At 71.0% G+C, this 17,552-nt stretch carries 16 protein-coding genes; 3 read left to right on the top strand and 13 right to left on the bottom strand.

Going from position 1 to position 17,552, the window contains the following annotated elements; translation table 11 throughout:
- Positions 1 to 72 precede the first annotated feature (72 nt).
- Together ACIP4Z_RS27710 and ACIP4Z_RS27705 are read right to left on the bottom strand one after the other, a co-directional pair.
- Positions 73 to 729, bottom strand: a complete 657-nt coding sequence (locus ACIP4Z_RS27710; RefSeq protein WP_401312602.1) for an SAM-dependent methyltransferase — start codon at positions 727 to 729, stop codon at positions 73 to 75.
- Between the two features lie 206 nt (positions 730 to 935).
- Positions 936 to 1,973 (bottom strand): NAD(P)/FAD-dependent oxidoreductase, encoded by a 1,038-nt coding sequence (locus ACIP4Z_RS27705; protein WP_401312599.1) that lies wholly within the window; start codon positions 1,971 to 1,973, stop codon positions 936 to 938.
- A 132-nt stretch (positions 1,974 to 2,105) separates the two neighbouring features.
- On the opposite strand from ACIP4Z_RS27705, the gene ACIP4Z_RS27700 reads away from it, so the two are divergent.
- Positions 2,106 to 3,086, top strand: a complete 981-nt coding sequence (locus ACIP4Z_RS27700; RefSeq protein ID WP_401312596.1) for an aldo/keto reductase — start codon at positions 2,106 to 2,108, stop codon at positions 3,084 to 3,086.
- Between the two features lie 70 nt (positions 3,087 to 3,156).
- Here the strand turns inward: ACIP4Z_RS27700 and efeU are convergent, their stop codons facing one another.
- The 10 genes from efeU to map all read right to left on the bottom strand — a co-directional run bounded on the left by efeU (position 3,157) and on the right by map (position 13,955).
- Positions 3,157 to 4,014: an iron uptake transporter permease EfeU gene (gene efeU, locus ACIP4Z_RS27695; protein ID WP_355349232.1), complete on the bottom strand. Its 858-nt coding sequence runs from the start codon at positions 4,012 to 4,014 to the stop codon at positions 3,157 to 3,159.
- A gap of 55 nt (positions 4,015 to 4,069) precedes the next feature.
- Positions 4,070 to 5,476, bottom strand: coding sequence for an iron uptake transporter deferrochelatase/peroxidase subunit (gene efeB / locus ACIP4Z_RS27690; RefSeq protein ID WP_355349230.1), 1,407 nt, complete (start codon positions 5,474 to 5,476; stop codon positions 4,070 to 4,072).
- A gap of 120 nt (positions 5,477 to 5,596) precedes the next feature.
- Entirely contained in the window at positions 5,597 to 6,739 is a 1,143-nt protein-coding gene (gene efeO, locus ACIP4Z_RS27685) for an iron uptake system protein EfeO (protein WP_355349227.1), read from the bottom strand.
- 240 nt (positions 6,740 to 6,979) lie between these two features.
- Positions 6,980 to 7,513, bottom strand: coding sequence for a GNAT family N-acetyltransferase (locus ACIP4Z_RS27680; protein WP_355349224.1), 534 nt, complete (start codon positions 7,511 to 7,513; stop codon positions 6,980 to 6,982).
- A 76-nt stretch (positions 7,514 to 7,589) separates the two neighbouring features.
- A complete protein-coding gene (locus ACIP4Z_RS27675; protein ID WP_401312591.1) occupies positions 7,590 to 8,579 on the bottom strand; it encodes a zinc-dependent alcohol dehydrogenase family protein in 990 nt (329 codons plus the stop codon).
- On the bottom strand, positions 8,576 to 9,454 hold the full coding sequence (locus ACIP4Z_RS27670) for an ABC transporter permease subunit (RefSeq protein ID WP_391049820.1): 879 nt from the start codon (positions 9,452 to 9,454) through the stop codon (positions 8,576 to 8,578). The genes ACIP4Z_RS27675 and ACIP4Z_RS27670 overlap by 4 nt, the downstream gene beginning before the upstream one ends.
- The gene (locus ACIP4Z_RS27665) at positions 9,454 to 10,419 is read right to left on the bottom strand and encodes a sugar ABC transporter permease (RefSeq protein WP_355349217.1); all 966 of its coding nucleotides are present in this window, start codon (positions 10,417 to 10,419) and stop codon (positions 9,454 to 9,456) included. The genes ACIP4Z_RS27670 and ACIP4Z_RS27665 overlap by 1 nt, the downstream gene beginning before the upstream one ends.
- A 102-nt stretch (positions 10,420 to 10,521) precedes the next feature.
- On the bottom strand, positions 10,522 to 11,886 hold the full coding sequence (locus ACIP4Z_RS27660) for an ABC transporter substrate-binding protein (RefSeq protein ID WP_401312586.1): 1,365 nt from the start codon (positions 11,884 to 11,886) through the stop codon (positions 10,522 to 10,524).
- 212 nt (positions 11,887 to 12,098) lie between these two features.
- Entirely contained in the window at positions 12,099 to 12,860 is a 762-nt protein-coding gene (locus tag ACIP4Z_RS27655) for a DeoR/GlpR family DNA-binding transcription regulator (RefSeq protein ID WP_188284604.1), read from the bottom strand.
- 327 nt (positions 12,861 to 13,187) lie between these two features.
- Positions 13,188 to 13,955: a type I methionyl aminopeptidase gene (gene map / locus ACIP4Z_RS27650; RefSeq protein ID WP_355349210.1), complete on the bottom strand. Its 768-nt coding sequence runs from the start codon at positions 13,953 to 13,955 to the stop codon at positions 13,188 to 13,190.
- A gap of 87 nt (positions 13,956 to 14,042) precedes the next feature.
- Here map and ACIP4Z_RS27645 point away from each other — a divergent pair, with 87 nt between their 5' ends.
- Positions 14,043 to 14,321 (top strand): helix-turn-helix transcriptional regulator, encoded by a 279-nt coding sequence (locus ACIP4Z_RS27645; RefSeq protein WP_355349207.1) that lies wholly within the window; start codon positions 14,043 to 14,045, stop codon positions 14,319 to 14,321.
- Positions 14,322 to 14,464: 143 nt separating this feature from the next.
- Here the strand turns inward: ACIP4Z_RS27645 and ACIP4Z_RS27640 are convergent, their stop codons facing one another.
- Complete coding sequence (locus ACIP4Z_RS27640; protein WP_401312581.1) at positions 14,465 to 15,073, bottom strand: peroxiredoxin-like family protein; 609 nt, start codon at positions 15,071 to 15,073, stop codon at positions 14,465 to 14,467.
- Between the two features lie 616 nt (positions 15,074 to 15,689).
- Between ACIP4Z_RS27640 and ACIP4Z_RS27635 the strand changes: the two genes are divergently transcribed.
- The gene (locus tag ACIP4Z_RS27635) at positions 15,690 to 17,372 is read left to right on the top strand and encodes a xylosidase (protein WP_401312578.1); all 1,683 of its coding nucleotides are present in this window, start codon (positions 15,690 to 15,692) and stop codon (positions 17,370 to 17,372) included.
- The last annotated feature ends 180 nt before the right edge of the window (positions 17,373 to 17,552 follow it).

The following is a 17,552-nucleotide window of genomic DNA, read 5'->3' as shown; positions in this document are numbered from 1 at the left end:
CCCGCGTCGCGCGTGTCGTGCGCCGGGTCCGGGTGCCGGGTCCGGGTGCCGCCCGGCGTGTCGTGCGCCGGGTCAGCCGGACACGGGGAGCCTGCGGACCTTCACGGCGTTGTCGGTACGCGTGGTCGGGCGCCCGTCGGGGTCGTTCTGGATCCGCTCGTGCTCCGCGCAGAGCAGCACCTCCCACGCGCCGTCCGGCAGTTCGAGGCAGGCCAGCACCTCCTGCGGCGAGGGCAGATGCACCTCGGGGTGCGGGTTCTTCTCCCAGGCGGGGAAGCCCGAGTGGCCGACGACGAGCAGGACGCCGCCGGGCGCGACGGCCGCCGCCGCTGTCCGCAGGATCTCCTCGCGCGGCATCTCGCCCGGGGTGTGCAGGAATTGGGCCGAGACGAGGTCGAACGCGCCCTCGGGGAAGGACACGCCGAGGTCGTGCCGCTGCCAGTCGATCCGGTCGCCGACGCCCGCCTCCTCGGCGTGCCGCGCCGCGCGGTCGAGCGCGACCCCCGAGATGTCGGTGGCGGTGACCCGCCAGCCCTGCCCGGCGAGCCAGATCGCGTCGCCGCCCTCGCCGGAGCCCAGGTCGAGCGCCCGGCCGGGTGGCAGCCCGGCCACCTCGCGGACCAGGACCGTATTGGGATCGCCGCTCCAGATCCGCTCGCTCCCGGAGTAGCGGGCGTTCCAGAACTCCTCGCCCTGGAGTTCCTCGGTCGCCGGAGTGTTGTCGGTCATCGGCCTGTCCTTGCCCTTCGTGAGTCTTGTGATCTTCGTGGCGCGCGCCCGCACGGGCGTGTCGCCGTCGTCCGCGCGGTGGCGTCGGCGCGCCGTTCCCGTACGGGTCGGTGCCGTCCTCGTACCGCTGGGAGCCGTCCTCGTACCGCTCGGTGCAGTCCCCGTACCGCTCGGTGCCGTCCTCGTACCGCTGGGAGCCGCGCGCCCTACGCGGTCGGCGCGGCGTCCGCCGAAGCGCGGCGCGCGGCCACCGCGGCCAGCGTCTCCTGCTCGGTCAGATCCGCGTTGATCGCCGCGGCGGCCCTGACACCCGCCGTGGCGCCGCCGATGAGGATCTCGACAGGTGAGGCCACATTGCCGGCGACCCAGACGCCCGGCACGGCGGTGGCGCCGGTCGGATCGGCCTCGACCCGGGTGCCGATCGGCACCCCGCCGATCTCCTGCTCGACCGTGGTCAGACCGAGGTCCGCCAGCAGATCCGTCCTGGCGTCCAGGCGGGTGGACACCACCAGCGCCTGGCAGGGGATCACCCGGCCACCGGCCAGAGTCATGCCGGTGAGCCGGTCGTCGGTCACCTCCACGGCGGCCACCTCGCCCTCGACCACGGCGATCCCGCGGGCGGCCAGCCGCTCGTACTGCTCGTCGTCCGGCTCGGGCGCGGTGTGCACGAAGAGGGTGACGTCCTGGCTCCACTGCCGCCACATCAGCGCCTGGGGCACCGCCAGCGGGCCGGTGCCCAGCACGCCGATCGCCTGGCCGCTCACCTCCCAGCCGTGGCAGTACGGGCAGTGCAGCACCTCGCGCCCCCACCGCCCGGCCAGCCCCCGCACCTCGGGCAGCCCGTCCACCAGGCCGGTCGCCAGCAGCAGCCGCTCGGCGCGGACCGCTGAGCCGTCGTCCAGCCCGACACGGAAACCGCCGCCGTCGAGCCGCGCGGCCGAGACGGCCCGGCCCTCGGCGGTCTCACCGCCGTAGCGGGCCACCTCCTCCCGGCCGGTGGCCAGCAGCTCCGCGGGCTTCGCGCCCTCGCGGCCCAGATAGTTGTGGATGCCGTCGGCGGGCGCGTTGCGCGGCTCGCCCGCGTCGATCACCAGCACCGAGCGGCGCGCCCGGCCCAGCGTCAGGGCCGCGCTCAGCCCGGCCGCCCCGCCGCCGACCACCACGACGTCGAAGCGCCGCTCCCCGGCCGCCTCCGTACGCGCCGCCGCCTGCCCGTTTCCGTTCCCGCTCACCTTGTCGGTCATGGTGACCACCTCCGAGCACGGAGCATCGGACACCTGGCGTGCGGGCGGCAAACATTGTTGCCGGAATAGCAATATTGATCCGGGTCGGCCGGGGTACCCGTGGACAAGGGGACCACGACGCGAGGAGACGGCATGGAGTACACCCGGCTGGGCACGACGGGCCTGAAGGTGTCACGGATCGCCCTGGGGATGATGAGCTACGGCGACCCGGCCAACCGGGCGTGGATGCTCGACGAGGAAGCGTCCGAGCCTCTGGTGCGGCGGGCCGTCGAGGGCGGTGTGACGTTCTTCGACACCGCCGACATGTACTCGCTCGGCCGCAGCGAGGAGATCACCGGACGGCTGCTGAGCAAGCTCTTCGCCCACCGCGACGACTACGTGCTCGCCACCAAGGTCTGCCTGCCGATGGGACCGGGCCCCAACGACGGAGGACTGTCCCGCAAGCACATCCTGGCGGGCATCGACGCCTCACTGCGCCGGCTCGGCACCGACCACGTGGACCTCTACCAGATCCACCGCTGGGACTACGAGACCCCCATCGAGGAGACGATGGAAGCGCTCGCCGACGTCGTCCGCTCGGGCAAGGCCCGCTACATCGGCGCGTCCAGCATGTTCGCGTACCAGTTCGCCACCGCCCAGTACACGGCGAAGGCGGCGGGACAGCCGCGCTTCGTGTCGATGCAGAACCACTACAACCTCGTCTACCGCGAGGAGGAGCGGGAGATGATCCCGCTCTGCCGGGAGCAGGGCGTCGGCGCCATCCCCTGGAGCCCGCTGGCCCGCGGCCTGCTCGCCGGATCACGCGGCAGGGACGGCGAGCGCAGGACCGTACGCTCCGGCAGCGACGCCTACGCCGACGAGCTGTACACCGAGGCCGACTTCGACGTGGTCGACGCCGTCCGCGCCGTCGCGGACGAACGCGGCGTGCCCATGGCCCGGATCGCGCTCGCCTGGCTGCTCAGCCGACCTGCCGTGACCGCCCCCATCGTCGGCGCCACCAAGCTCGCCCACGTGGACGACGCCGTCGGCGCGGTCGAGGTGACCCTCACCGACGACGAGATCGCCCGTCTCGAAGCGCCCTACGTCCCGCACACGATCCGCGGCCACCGGTGACGTCCGTCGGCCGTGCGCGGGCCCCGGCCACGGGACCGCACGCGGTCCCGGAGCAGGCCGGGGCCTGAGGTCAGCGCGCGGTCTCCGGCTGCGACGGCTCGGGGGAGACCCGCGCGGCCGGGGCGGGGCGACCGCCGGAGCGGCGGAAGAAGAAGTACAGCGTGGGCACGAGGTAGACGCCCCAGGCGCAGACCTGGAGCACCGTCGGGTCCGGCTGGAAGTTGAAGACGCCCTTGAGCAGGGTGCCGTACCAGCTGTCCGGCGGGATCGTGGAGCTGATGTCGAAGGCCAGGCTGTTCAGGCCACCGATCCAGCCCGCCTCCTGGAGGTCGTGCAGACCGTACGCGAGCACACCGGCCGCGACCACGACCAGCATGGCACCGGTCCAGGTGAAGAACTTCGCCAGATTGATCCGCACCGCGCCCCGGTAGAACAGCCAGCCCAGGATCACGGCGGTGACCAGGCCGAGCATCGCGCCGATCAGCGGACGGACGCCGTCGTCGCTCGACTGCACGGCCGTCCACACGAACAGCGCCGTCTCCAGGCCCTCGCGGCCGACGGACAGGAAGGCCGTGACGACCAGCGCGGTCGTGCCCATCGCGAGCGCGGCGTCCAGCTTGCCGTGCAGCTCGGCCTTCAGATGCCGCGCGGTGCGGCGCATCCAGAACACCATCCAGGTGACCAGCGCGACCGCGATGATGGACAGCGAACCGCCCAGCGCCTCCTGGGCCTTGAAGGTCAGCTCCGACGAACCGAACTGGAGCAGCGCGCCGAAGCCGAAGCTCAGCAGCACGGCGGCGCCGATGCCGGTCCAGACCGGCGGCAGGCTCTCGCGCCGCTCCGACTTGACCAGGTAGGCGATCAGGATGCAGACGATCAGGCTGGCTTCCAGGCCCTCTCGCAGGCCGATCAGATAGTTGGCGAACACGGCGGTACTCCAGGGGCCGGGACGGGTGGGACGCTGGTCGGGGGGAGGGGCGAGGTCAGCCGAGCAGGGACTGCCCCCACCATTCGCCGGATTTCCGAACGCCGGGCGGGCAGGCGAAGTGCGCGGAACCGACGTGCTGGATGTACTCGTTGAGCGCGTCGCTCGCGGCGAGCCGCCGCTGCAACGGGACGAACGCCTTACGGGTGTCGCGCTGGTACGCGAGGAAGAACAGCCCCGCGTCCAGCCGCCCCAGACCGTCCGAGCCGTCGGTGAAGGAGAAGCCGCGGCGCAGGATCATCTGCCCGGCGTTGCTGTCCGGATGGGCCAGGCGTACATGCGCGTCCTTCGGCATCAGCCCGAGGTCGGGCGTGTCGCGCTCGCGCTGCTTGCCGTACGGCGCGCCCTCGCCCTTGGTGCGGCCGAACACGTCCTCCTGCGCCTGGAGGCCCTCGCGGTCCCAGGTCTCGATGTGCATACGGATCCGGCGCGCGACCAGGTACGAGCCGCCGGTCATCCAGTCGGGACCGTCCCCCGGCCCCGCCCACACATGGCCGTCCAGCGTCGATGTGTCGGTGCCCGACACATTGTGCGTGCCGTCCTTGAAGCCCATCAGATTGCGCGGCGTCTGCGCGTCCGGCGTCGTCGAGGACGTCTTGCCGAAGCCGAGCTGCGACCAGCGCACCGACACCTTGCCCATGCCGATCCTGGCGAGATTGCGGATCGCGTGCACCGCGACCTGCGGATCGTCCGCGCATGCCTGGACGCACAGGTCGCCGCCGCTGCGGGCCGGGTCGAGATTGTCGCCGGGGAAATGCGGCAGGTCGATCAGCGCCGCAGGGCGCCGGGCACGCAGACCGAACCGGTCGGTGCGCGTGCCGTCCTCGGCGACCTGCTCGAACAGACTCGGGCCGAAGCCGACCGTGAGGGTCAGCCGGGAGGCGGGCAGGCCCAGCGCCTCACCGGTGTCGTCCGGCGGCGCCTCGGCCGGCCCGTCCACCGCGCCCGTGCCGACCTCGCGTCCTGCCGTCATCGCGGCGGCTGCGCTCGTCCACTCCTTGAGCAGCGCGGCCAGCTCAGCCTTGTCGTCGGTGAGGACGTCGAACGCCGCGAAGTGCAGCCGGTCCTGGACGGGGGTGGCGATGCCCGCCTGGTGCTCACCGTAGAAGGGGACGGAGCCGTCGGAGGACGCGGAGCCGCCGTTCGTACCGCTGGTCACCGCCGCCGCGACCGAGCCGCCGCCCGCCGCGCCGAGGGCGAGTCCGGCACCGGCCCAGCCCATGACCGCGCGGCGGCTGAGCGCCCGGTGGGTACGGTCGTCCGCGGATGTGTCGGTGCTCGTGCTCGTGTCGGTATCCGTGCTCGTGTCCGCGGTCGTGCCCTGTGGGGCGGTCGAGGCGGGCTCGGCGCCCTCGGGGTCTGCGGGGGTGGACTCGGTGCCGCCGGTACCGGCTGCTTCGTCCATGAACGGTGGCCCTTCTATCGGTTCTGCGTCGTGCGTACCGCAGCCGTGACCCTCCCTGTGCGGGAGTGCCACGGCTCGGTGAGCTGCGGTTTCGGCGCCCGGGCAGCCGGGCGCCGAGGGCTACTTGGCGGGTGCGACAGCCGCGGCGAGCTTGGACAGCGGCTCGGCGAGCGAGTTGACCGCGTCGGAGAACGCCTTGCGCTCCTTCTCGGTGACCTTGTCGTACGAGACGAAGCCGTCGCCCTGCCGGTACTTGTCCAGCAGCGTCTGGATGTCGGCGAATTCGGTGTCCAGGGTCTTGGACAGCGCCGGGTCCTTCTCGGCGGCGACCGGCTTCAGCAGCTCGTACGCCTTGCGGGCGCCCGCCACGTTCGCGTCGAAGTCCGACAGGTCGGTGTGGCTGTAGCGGTCCTCCTCACCGGTGACCTTGCCGGTGGCGACCTCGTCCAGCAGCTCCTTGGCGCCGTTGGCCATGCTGGTCGGCGTGATGTCGGCGGTGCCGACCCGCTTCTGCCAGTCCTTGAGGTCGGCCACCAGCGCGTCGGCGAGGGTGCTGTCCTCGGGGGTCAGCTTGCCGTCGGCCCAAAGCGCCTTCTCCAGCCGGTGCCAGCCGGTCCACTTCTGGCCGTCCTCCAGACCGTCCTCGCGGGTGTCGGTCTTCGGGTCGATGTCACCGAAGCTCTCGGCGACCGGCTCGGTGCGCTCCCAGCCGACCCGCGACGGGGCGAAGGCGGCCTTGGCCGCGGCCACGTCACCGGCCTTGATCGCGTCGGCGAACTTCTGCACCAGCGGGATCGTCAGGTCGGCCTGCTCCTGCGCGTACTTGCGGTACGAGGCGACGGCCTCGTCGAGCCGCGGGTCACCGGGCTTGGGCGCGTTGGCGCCGGTCACGGTGATCTTCTGCCGGATGCCGTCGCCTTTCATGCCCGGCTTGCAGGCCACCTCGTACGTGCCCGCCTTGATCTGCGCGGTGATGGTGGCGCTGGTGCCGGGGCCGATGTTCTCCCGCTCGGTGACGATGCGGTCGCCCGGCGCGTAGACGTAGACCTCGGTGACCTTGGAGCCCTTGTTGTGCACGTCCAGGCTGACGGAACCGGCGGGGAACTCCGTGCGCGAGACCTTGCAGGAGCTGTCGGCCGCGTCCACCCGTATCGCGCCGTCGGACGAGGCGTCGTTCTTCTTCGCGCAGCCGGTGACGGCGGCCGTGCCGAGGACGACCAGGGAGAGCAGGGCGACAGCGGAGGCTCTGGGCACGGCAGGCATGGGTCAACAACTCCACGGGCGGGAAAGGGGCGAAGACGACGACGGGTGCGCAGGCAGGTAAAAACACACGGTTTGCCTTAGGCAAGGCAAACCTTAGTGAAAAGCCTGTGACGTGTCCATGTGATCAGCATCGCTCCCCGACTGACCGACTGACCGACTGACCGACTGACCGACTGACCGACCGGCGGGCCGACCTGGCCGACGGGCCGGCCGACCGATCCGGGCCCGGTCCTCCGCGGCTCAGGCCCGGTATTCGGTCAGGTCGATCGCGTGCACCCGCACCGGGCGGCCGGACACCGGGTGGGTCGTCGTGCGGTCCGGGACCATGCCGAGCTTGCGCATCACGTTCTCGGAGGCGTCGTTGCCGAGCTGCGCGATGCTGATCACGCGGTCGAGGCCGCGGTCCTGGAGGGCGAACTCCAAGGTGGCGTGAGCGGCCTCCGACGCGTAACCCTGCCCCCAGAACTGGCGGCCGAGCCGCCAGCCGATCTCCACCGCGGGCAGTACCTCGGGCAGGAACGTGGGCACGGACAGCCCCGTGAACCCGGCCAGTTCGCCCGAGGCGAGGAGTTCGACGGCGAAGAGGCCGAAGCCCTCGTCGTCCCACTCCTCCTCCCACCGCTCGATGGACTCCGCGGTCTGCTCCAGGTCGCGGGGCAGCCCGTCGCCGATGTAGCGCATGACCTCCGGGTCGGCGTTGATCTCGGCCATCGGCGCGATGTCGTCCTCGCGCCAGCGGCGCAGGACCAGGCGGGGCGTGCGGATCTCGGTCATGGCCCCATCCTGTCGAAGTCCGCGGCCGGGTCACAATCGGCTTCCCCGGCGGACATGGCCGCGGCGCCCGCAGGGCTCAGGGCACCACCTGGATCTTCCGGCCCTTGCCTGCCTTGAACCGCTCGAGCGCCGACGCGTAGTCGACCAGCGGCAGCCGGTCGCTGATGAAGACCTCCGGGTCGAGCACCCCGCCCGCGAACAGCTCGGCGGCCCGCTCGTAGCTGTGCAGGACGGCCATCGAGCCGGTGATCGTGATCTCCTGGTTGTAGATGCGGTACGGCTCGATCGTCGCGCGCGCGGCGTAGTCGGCCACGCCGAACTGGAGGAAGGTGCCGCCCTTGCCGACCCGGTCCAGCGCGTCCTGGATGGCCTGCGCGTTGCCGGTCGCGTCGATCACGACGTCCCAGCCGCGCGGGCGGGCGATCTCGTCCGCGTTGGTCGCCACCTGCGAGCAGCCCAGCGCCGTGGCCGTGGTCAGCCGCTCCTCGTTGATGTCGACGACGTCGACGGTCGCGGCGCCGGTCCGCTTGGCCAGCTCCAGCATCATCAGGCCCATGGTGCCGGAGCCGTAGATCAGGACGTGGCTGGCCAGTTGGCTGCGCAGGATGTCGTAGCCGCGTACGGCGCAGGACAGCGGTTCGATGAGCGCCGCGTCCACCGTCCGTATGTGCTCGGGGAGTTTGACGCAGTTGGCGACCGGGGCGGCGGCGAATTCGGCGGCGCCGCCGGGGACGGTCACGCCGATCGCGGCCCACCGCTCGCACAGATTGCTCCGCCCGATCCGGCAGTAGTGGCACTCGTGGCAGTACAGCGACGGGTCGACCGCCACCTGGTCGCCCACGGCCAGCTCGCGGACCTCGGAGCCCACGGCGACGATCTCACCGGCGAACTCGTGCCCCGGCACGATCGGCAGGGTCGGGGCGAACTCGCCCTGGAGGATGTGCAGATCGGTGCCGCACAGACCGCAGGCCGCGACCTGGACCACGACGTCCCGGGGGCCGGGCGCCGGGTCGTCGACGGTCTCGATGCCGACGACACCGGGGGAGCTGATGACGGCTGCTTTCACTTGACGGCTCCAAGAGAGAGGCCCTGGACGAGCTTGTCCTGGGCGGCGAATCCGGCGGCCAGTACCGGCAGGGATATACAGACGGCGGCGGCGCACACCTTGGCGAGGAACAGGCCCTGGCTGGTGACGAATCCGGTGAGGAACACCGGCGCGGTACCGGCCACCACACCGGTCAGCACCCGCGCGAAGAGCAGTTCGTTCCAACTGAAGATGAACGAGATCAGCGCGGTCGCGGCGATCCCCGGGGTGACGACCGGGGCGATGATCCGTACCAGGATGGTCGGCAGGCCCGCGCCGTCGATCGAGGCGGCCTCCAGGATCTCCACCGGGACCTCGGCGAGGAACGAGCGCATCATCCACACCGCGATCGGCAGATTCATCGAGGTGTAGAGCAGGATCAGCAGCCAGATGTTGTCCAGCAGACCGGCGTTCTTCGCGATCAGATAGACCGGCAGCAGGCCCGCGACGGCGGGCAGCATCTTGGTCGACAGGAAGAAGAACATCACGTCGGTCCACTTGCGCACCGGCTTGATCGACAGCGCGTACGCGGCGGGGAAGGACAGCACCAGTACGAGGGCGGTGGAAACCGCCGCCGCTGTCAGGGAGTTGACCAGCGGTGGCCACGGGCTGACGCCGGTGCCGGAGCCGAAGAACTCCCGGTAGCCGTGGAGCGTCAGTGACGCCCCGAGCTTCGGCGGGTTGGTCGCCGCGTCCTGCTCGCTGTGGAAGGAGGTGAGCACCATCCACGCGAAGGGCAGGAAGAAGACGATCCCGCACAGCCAGGCCAGCAGGCCGAGCAGTGAGCGGTTGCGCCGCTCCTTGCGGGCGGCGGGCGCCGTACGGCGGCGGGCGGTGGTCACGGAGACGGTAGCCATCACCGGGTCTCCTCTCGGAACAGCGACGAGACGGTGCGCAGCGCGAAGGTGGCCACGATGATCGACAGGATGACCACGATGACGCCCGCGGCGGACGCCTGCCCGTAGTCGTGCGCCTGGTAGAAGGTCGTGTAGACGGTGTAGGGGAGGTTGGCGGTGCCGAGACCGCCGGAGGTGATGGTGAACACGGCGTCGAAGTTCTGCACCACGTACACCGACCCGAGCAGGGCCGCCAGTTCGAGATAGCGGCGCAGGTACGGGAAGGTCAGATAGCGGAAGATCTGCCAGGTGCCCGCGCCGTCCACCCGCGCCGCCTCGGCGATGTCCATCGGCCGGCTCTGGAGCCCGGCGAGCAGGATCAGCATCATGAACGGCGTCCACTGCCACACCAGCGACGCCTCGACGGCCAGCAGCGGGTGGGTGGACAGCCAGTCCGGCTGCGGCGCGTTGTCGCTGCCGAACAGCTTCCACAGCCAGTTGAGCGAGCCGTTGATCAGGCCGTACGACGCGTTGTACAGCGCGTGCTTCCACAGCAGCGCGGACGCCACCGGTACCACAAGGAACGGCGTGATGAGCATGGTGCGCACGATGCCCCGGCCGAGGAACTTCCGGTCGAGCAGCAGCGCGAGGCCGAGGCCGAGCAGCAGGCTGACCAGGACCACGGAGACGGTCAGCACGACCGTGGTGGTCAGGGCGTGGCGCAGTTGCGGGTCGGTGAACTCTTCCTTGTAGTTCTGGAGGCCGGCGAAACCGCGGTCACCGGGGTCGAGGGCGTTCCACCGCATGAACGAGATCACCAGGGTGCCGACGAACGGCAGTTGGGTGACCACGATCATGAAGACCAGGGCCGGCAGCAGCGGGGCCCGCCGGACCCAGGCGCCGGGGGACCGGCGCGCGGCGGGCGGCGCAGGCTCTTGCTCGGTCTGCGGCGCGCGGATGCGTCTGGTGAGGGAAGGGGTGCTCATGGTGTCAGTCGTCTCTCTCCGCTTCGCGCCCCGGGCCCGCCGCCCGGCCCCGTCGTGCGGGGGGCCGGGGGCGGCCGGGACCGTCGGGTGGGGCGGTGGCGGTCAGTTCCCCGCGTACTTGTCGGCGACCTTCTCTGCGAGCTTCTGGCTCGCGGACAAGGCGCTCTTCACGCTGGTCTGGCCCGCGATGGCGGAGCTGATCTGCTGCGAGACCTGGGTGCCCAGATCGGTGAACTCGGGGATGCCGACGAACTGGATGCCGGGCGCGGGCCGCGGCTGGATGCCCGGGTTCGTCGGGTTGGCCGCCTCGAGCGCGGTCTCGGTGGCCTTGGCGAACGCCGAGGCGGAGGCGACGTAGTCCGGATTCTGGTACGTGGAGGTGCGCTTGCCGGCCGGGACCCGCGACCAGCCCAGTTGCTTGCCGACCAGTTCCTCGTAGCCCTTGCCCGAGGCCCACGAGATGAACTTCCAGGCGTCGTCCTGGTGCTTGCTGGCCTTCTGCAGGCCCCAGGCCCAGGTGTAGAGCCAGCCGGAGCTCTTGGTCTGGTCGACCGGAGCGGGCGCGTAGCCGAGCTTGCCCGCCACCGGTGAGTCCTTGGCCTCCAGCGAACCGGCCGCCGACGTCGCGTCGTACCACATGGCGACCTTGCCCTGCTCCAGGTCGTTGAGGCACTCGGTGAACCCGGCCTGCGGGGCTCCGGCCTCACCGTGGGCGCGCACCAGGTCCACGTAGAACTGCGTCGCCTTGGTGAAGGCGGGGCTGTTGACCTGGGCCTTCCAGTCCTTGTCGAACCAGGTGCCGCCCATGGTGTTGACCACGGTCGTCAGCGGGGCGATGACCTCGCCCCAGCCGGGCTGGCCGCGCAGGCAGATGCCCTTCATGCCGGACCGCGCGCCGTCGACCTTCGCGGCGAGGTCCGCGACCTGCGCCCAGGTCGGGTTGGCGGGCATCGTCAGGTTCTTCGCCGCGAAGACGTCCTTGCGGTACATCAGGAACGACGACTCGCCGTAGAAGGGCTCGGCGTAGATGTCGTTCTTGTACGTCAGCGACTGCTCGAGCGCGGGCAGGATGTCGCTCTGCGCGAAGGCCGTGTCGGACTTGGTGTGCGCGGTGAGCGGGGCGAGCCAGCCGTTCTTGGCGTAGATCGGCGTCTCGTAGTTGCTGATGGTCGCGACGTCGTACTGGCCGGCCTGGCTGGAGAAGTCCTGGGTGATCTTGTCCCGGACGTCGTTCTCGGGCAGCACCGTGAAATTGACCTTGATACCGGTGGACTTGGTGAAGTTGGCGGCGGTGAGCTTTTGAAGGTCCTCCATCTGCGGGTTGTTGACCATCAGTACGTTGATGGAGTGACCGCCGGAGCTTCCGCCGGAGCCGCCGGCGCCGGAACAGGCCGCGAGCAGGGTGCCGCAGACGGCGAGGGCGAGCGGGGGCAGCAGGCGGGGAAGGCTTCTCGTTCTCGGTGTCATGATTCGTCCCTTTCATGACCGGGGATGAGGGTGGGTGGAGCGGGAGTCGTGGTGCGGGAGGGCAGGGGGTAGCCCGGATCGGCGTACCGGGAAGGTGCGGAAGGCGGGGGAGCGCCGGGACTGCGGGGGGGGGCGGGGCCTGCGGGGAGCTCGGAGATCGCGGGGGGGTGGGGGGAGGGGAAAGGGGGAGCGGCGCGGGGCGGGCCCGCGGGTCAGACTCTGAAGACGCGGGGTCCCAGAAGTGCGTAGCGGTGCGCCTCGGCGCTGGACAGACCGGTGTCGGTGACGATCGCCTCGAAGTCGCCGACCTGGGCGAAGCGGCAGAAGCTGCTCGCGCCGAATTTGCTGTGGTGGCCCATGAAGATCCGGCGCCGGGAGACCTCCAGCGCCTTGGCCTTGACGTCGGCGACCACGGGATCCGGTGTGGTCAGGCCGAGTTCGCGGGAGATGCCGTTCGACCCGACGAAGGCCAGGTCGATGACGAAGCCCGCGAGCATGTCGCAGGCCCAGGAGCCGACGGTGGCCAGCGTCCGGGCCCGGACACGGCCACCGAGCAGCAGCACAGTGGTGTTGGCGGAGTCCGCGACGGCCGCCGCGGTGGTCAACGACGCGGTGACCACCGTCAGCGGCCGGTCGCTGGGCAGCAGCGCGGCGAGCAGTTGAGGGGTGTAGCCCTCGTCCACGAAGACGGTCTCCGCCTCGCCGAGCAGCTTGACCGCCTCGGCCGCGATCCGTCGCTTGTCGGCGACGTGCAGCGTCACCCGCTGGGCGAGGTCGGTCTCGAACCCCGCGCCCTCGACGGGATAGGCGCCGCCGTACGTCCTGCGGACCAGACCGCGGCTCTCCAGTACGCCCAGATCGCGGCGGATGGTCTCCGGCGCCACCTTGAGATCGGCGGCCATCACGGTGACCTCGACCTGACCCTGGTGGCGCGCGAGCGCGAGGATCCGATGTTGGCGTTCTTGTGCTCTCACGGTCACCACCTGTCTCTTCGCCGGTCCGGGCAAGGCGTGCCCGGTTTTGCCCGTGGAAGAGTTATACCAACGCCACTTTGACAGGGACCGGCCCATAACGGACAACAAACTGCCCGGTGTTGCCCGGACCGGTCGGCAAGAGTGCCAGTTCAGAGGGTGTATTGGCGATCAGGTGGTGTGGTGGTTGGCCATACGGCCCGTGGAAGTGCCCGTTTCGGACGACGGGCAGGCAACGGGCGGCCCGCAGGGCACGCGGCGTGCGCCGGACGTGCGAGCGGCGGGCGGCCGACAGGTGGACCGCGGGCGGGCGGCGGCGCCCGGGACGGATCAGACGAGCGTGAGGACGCGCGGGCCCTGCTCGGTGATCGCGACGGTGTGCTCGATGTGCGCGGCGCGGCTCCCGTCGACCGTGCGCAGCGTCCAGCCGTCCGGGTCCGTACGGTATTCGTCGCGCCCGCCGGACATCAGCATCGGCTCGATCGCGAGGACGAGCCCGTGGCGGAGCGGGAAGCCGCGCCCCGGCCGCCCGCGGTTGGGCACGTGCGGATCCTCGTGCATCTGGCGGCCGATGCCGTGGCCGCCGAAGTCGGTGGGCATGCCGCAGCGCGCCGTGCGCGCCACCGCGCCGACCGCGTGGGAGATGTCGCCGAGGCGGTGGCCGACGACGGCCGCCGCGATGCCCGCGTCCAGGGCGCGCTGGGTGGCGGCGATCAGCTCCACGTCCTCGGGCCGGGGCGTGCCCACGATGAAGCTGACCGCGGCGTCGCCCGCCCAGCCGTCGAGCACCGCGCCGCAGTCGATGCTCACCAGGTCGCCGTCGCGCAGCCGGTAGTCGGTGGGGATGCCGTGCACGAGCGCGTCGTTCACCGACGCGCAGATCACCGCGGGGAAGGGGGAGGGGGCGAAGGACGGCTGGTAGCCGAGGAAGGGGGACGTGGCGCCCGCCTTGTCCAGGACGGCGTGGGCCGCCGCGTCCAGGTCCCGAAGCGATACGCCGACGGCCGCCGCCTCCCGTGCGGCGGCGAGCGCCTGCGCCACGACGCGCCCCGCCTCGCGCATCGCGTCGAGCGCCGCGTCGGTCTTGATCTCCACCATGTGCTGTGACTCCTCGTCGTGCGGGCGGCCGGACTCCTTCCGGCCGCGGCCTCGCCCAATACTTATACCGGTATTAGTATCACGGGCATGGTGAGAACACCCCTGACCCCCGAGGAGCGCGCCCGCGGCGAACGCTTCGGCGCACTGCTCCGCGACGCCCGCGGCGACCGCAGCATGGTGGACGTGGCGGCGGCGGCCGGGGTCTCCGCGGAGACCCTGCGCAAGATCGAGACCGGCCGGGCCCCGACCCCGGCCTTCTTCACCGTGGTCGCCCTGGCGGCGGCGCTCGGCCTGTCCCTGGACGTGCTGGCCACGGCCTGCGCCCCGGAGGAGATCGGGGAGGCGGTGCGGGCACTGTCGGCGTGAGGGCGCGGGAGGTGCCGTGGGCGGGCGGTACGACGGGTCCGGCCGGGTCGTACGGCCTCAGGTGCGGCGGGCGCGCCGCTCGCCGTGCCGAGCGGACACGCCCGGCGCCGCGGGGACCCGGCCGGACCGTGGCGCGACGGCCGTCAGGCCGGGGCCTCGGTGGGATCGGCCGGCGCGGTGGCCGCCGCCTGCGCCGCGTGCGCGAGCAGTTCGTCCACCGACCACTGGTCGTACGCGTGCTCGCCGTACTTCGCCGCGACGATCCGGCCGTCCGGGGCGATCAGGAAGTCGGCGGGCAGACCGAGGCTGCCGCCGGTCGGCACGACCGGGGCCATACGGTTGCGGCGCCGGACCGCGCCCCACATCGAGCTGCCGACCGCGCGCGCGATGGCCGGCCAGACCCGCGGATCGGCCACCGCGCGGATCGAGGTCTCGACCCCGAACTCGCGGTAGAGCGTCTTGTCCGGGTCGCCCACCACGGCGAACGGCAACTCGGCCTCGTACTTGAGCAGTTCCTCGTCGGGGGCGTGGAAGACCACGACCTCGTGGATTCCGGCGGCCCTGATCTCGTCGGCCCGCCGGACGAAGGAGCGCAGGTGCAGATTGCAGACCGGGCATCCAGCGAACCGCCGGAATTGCAGGTGCACCGGATATCCGGCCTCGGGGACGGCGACGGTCTCCCCGGTCATCGTGGTCAGGACGTGTGACGGGGCTAAATCCCCCGCGGTGAAGGTCGTTTCGGTCTTCCGCACCGGCTTGTCTCCTGTCGGTAAAGCGTCGAGAGGCGTCGAGAGGCATCGGGAGGCATCGGGAGGCGTCGATTCGGCGGAGGCGCCGCGAAGGTACGGCAGCGCTGTCGCGGACGGGCGCGATGAGCGGCGACGCTGCCGCTGTCGAGAATAGTCGGCCGAGCGGCGGCGCGTCCGGCCGAACGCTGGGGCCGATTGTCAGCCGAGATATTTGACGATGCCTGACACTATCTGAATCATCCCCTCCGACCTTTCGTGCCCGATACGGACGTTCAACGCGCCTTTCCTGGGCGCCATTCGGGAGAATTCCGGAGGAACCGTCAATCAGGTCTGGACCCTTGACGCACCATTGGATTCAGCAGTTGAATCGGCGCGTGCCCGATACCGCTTGTGCACGGAAGATCGGTGTGAAGGCGCGTGTCAAGGGACTGTGCGTGCCGGACCCCACCGCAAGTCAGCGTAATTCGAGCGGAATTCACCGGGCTGGCCGCGCGCGCCCCGCGCGGCCCACCACGGAACACTGAGTTCATCTGTTGAACAGGCCAACAGCATGAACCCCCACACTCAGTCCACCGATACGCCCGGCGGTCCCGCCGCGCGTCGCCGTTCGGAGTCATCCATGGCAGTGTCACGTCGCAAGTTCGTGAGCGTCACCGCGGCCGGTACGTCCGCCGCCGCCCTCGGCGCCCTGGGCCTGGCCGCGAGAGCCTCGGCGTCCGCCGTCTCCCCGTCCGCGTCGGCCGCCCCCGCCGCGAGCGGGCCGGGAGACGTGGTCGGGAAGGTCACGGTCGGCTATCAGGGCTGGTTCGCCTGCATCGGCGACGGCGCCCCGATCAACGCCTGGTGGCACTGGAGCCCCAACTCCAGCCAGCCCCCGTCGCCGTCCAACACCGGCATCGTCGCCTGGCCCGACATGCGCGACTACACCAAGACGTACCAGACCGCCTACGCGAATCTCGGCAACGGCCAGCCCGCCACGCTCTTCTCGTCCTACGACCAGCAGACCGTGGACACCCACTTCCAGTGGATGCAGCAGAACAACATCGACACCGCCGCGCTCCAGCGCTTCAACCCCGTCGGCGGCGAAGGCCCGACGCGCGACGCGATGGCCACCAAGGTACGCAGCGCGGCGGAGTCGCACGGCCGGAAGTTCTACATCATGTACGACGTCACCGACTGGACCAACATGCAGTCGGAGATCAAGACCGACTGGACCAACAAGATGAAGGCCCACACGGCCTCGTCCGCCTACGCCACCCAGAACGGCAAGCCGGTCGTCTGCATCTGGGGCTTCGGCTTCAACGACGACAAACGCCCGTGGGCGCCCGCGCCCTGCCTGGACGTCGTCAACTGGTTCAAGTCCCAGGGCTGTTACGTCATCGGCGGCGTACCCACCTGGTGGCGGACCGGCGACCGCGACTCCCGCGCCGGATTCAGCGACGTCTACCACGCGTTCAACATGATCTCGCCGTGGATGGTCGGCCGGATCGGCAACGTCTCGGACGCCGACAACTTCTACAACGTGGCGACCGTCCCCGACCTCGCCGAATGCGCCGCCCACGGCATCGACTACCAGCCGTGCGTCCTGCCCGGCGCCGTCACACTCCGCCAGCGCGCGCACGGCGACTTCATGTGGCGGCAGTTCTACAACATGTGCCGGGCCGGGGTGCAGGGCATCTACATCTCGATGTTCGACGAGTACAACGAGGGCAACCAGATCGCCAAGACCGCCGAGTCCCAGGCTTTCGTGCCGACCAACTCCGGGTTCCTGGCACTGGACGAGGACGGCACGGCCTGCTCGTCGGACTACTACCTGCGGCTGACCGGCGACGGCGGCAAGATGCTCAAGGGCCAGATCGCCCTCACCGCGACCCGCCCCACCCAGCCGACGACCACCACACCGGGCGGCGGCACCGGTACCGTGATCAGCCTGCGCGCCCGCGTGAACAACAACTACGTGACCGCCGAGAACGCCGGAGCCGCGGCCCTCATCGCCAACAGGACCGCCATCGGCGCCTGGGAGCAGTTCGACATGATCGACGCGGGCGGCGGCAACATCGCGCTGCGCGCCCACGCCAACAACCGCTACGTCAGCGCGGGTTCCGGCAATCTCATCGCCGACTCCACCACCGTCGGCGCCGCCCAGACCTTCACCCTTGTCCACAACTCCGACGGCAGCGTCAGCCTCCGCGCCCAGGCCACCAACCAGTACGTGACCGCCGAGAACGCGGGCGCCGCGCCGCTGGTCGCCAACCGGGCCGCCATCGGCGCCTGGGAGAAATTCGACCTGATCACCGGCTAGGCCCTAGCGGCAGCGGCTCGCGCACCTGGCGCCTTTCTGCCCGGCACCGCCATCCCCGGGCAGAAAGGCGCCCCGCCATGTCCGGGCCCCGGCGGCCCGCGCGGGCGGACGGTCCGATTCCGCCCGCCGCGGCCGCGGAGTCCGGCCGACCCGTCGGGAAACCCTCCCGGCGTGGCGCGC

The sequence above is a fragment of the Streptomyces sp. NPDC088910 genome, from assembly GCF_044749865.1.
Classification (GTDB): Bacteria; Actinomycetota; Actinomycetes; order Streptomycetales; family Streptomycetaceae; genus Actinacidiphila.
Note: the sequence above shows the minus strand (reverse complement) of the source record. Positions and strands in the feature narration are given on the sequence as shown.

What these genes read in the sequence shown, in the direction of transcription:
- ACIP4Z_RS27670 (WP_391049820.1), bottom strand. Translation starts at nt 9,454, where the DNA reads ATGGCTACCGTCTCCGTGACCACCGCCCGCCGCCGTACGGCGCCCGCC.
- ACIP4Z_RS27645 (WP_355349207.1), top strand. Translation starts at nt 14,043, where the DNA reads ATGGTGAGAACACCCCTGACCCCCGAGGAGCGCGCCCGCGGCGAACGC.
- ACIP4Z_RS27660 (WP_401312586.1), bottom strand. Translation starts at nt 11,886, where the DNA reads ATGACACCGAGAACGAGAAGCCTTCCCCGCCTGCTGCCCCCGCTCGCC.
- ACIP4Z_RS27635 (WP_401312578.1), top strand. Translation starts at nt 15,690, where the DNA reads ATGGCAGTGTCACGTCGCAAGTTCGTGAGCGTCACCGCGGCCGGTACG.
- ACIP4Z_RS27705 (WP_401312599.1), bottom strand. Translation starts at nt 1,973, where the DNA reads ATGACCGACAAGGTGAGCGGGAACGGAAACGGGCAGGCGGCGGCGCGT.
- map (WP_355349210.1), bottom strand. Translation starts at nt 13,955, where the DNA reads ATGGTGGAGATCAAGACCGACGCGGCGCTCGACGCGATGCGCGAGGCG.
- ACIP4Z_RS27680 (WP_355349224.1), bottom strand. Translation starts at nt 7,513, where the DNA reads ATGACCGAGATCCGCACGCCCCGCCTGGTCCTGCGCCGCTGGCGCGAG.
- ACIP4Z_RS27665 (WP_355349217.1), bottom strand. Translation starts at nt 10,419, where the DNA reads ATGAGCACCCCTTCCCTCACCAGACGCATCCGCGCGCCGCAGACCGAG.
- efeB (WP_355349230.1), bottom strand. Translation starts at nt 5,476, where the DNA reads ATGGACGAAGCAGCCGGTACCGGCGGCACCGAGTCCACCCCCGCAGAC.
- ACIP4Z_RS27700 (WP_401312596.1), top strand. Translation starts at nt 2,106, where the DNA reads ATGGAGTACACCCGGCTGGGCACGACGGGCCTGAAGGTGTCACGGATC.
- efeO (WP_355349227.1), bottom strand. Translation starts at nt 6,739, where the DNA reads ATGCCTGCCGTGCCCAGAGCCTCCGCTGTCGCCCTGCTCTCCCTGGTC.
- ACIP4Z_RS27710 (WP_401312602.1), bottom strand. Translation starts at nt 729, where the DNA reads ATGACCGACAACACTCCGGCGACCGAGGAACTCCAGGGCGAGGAGTTC.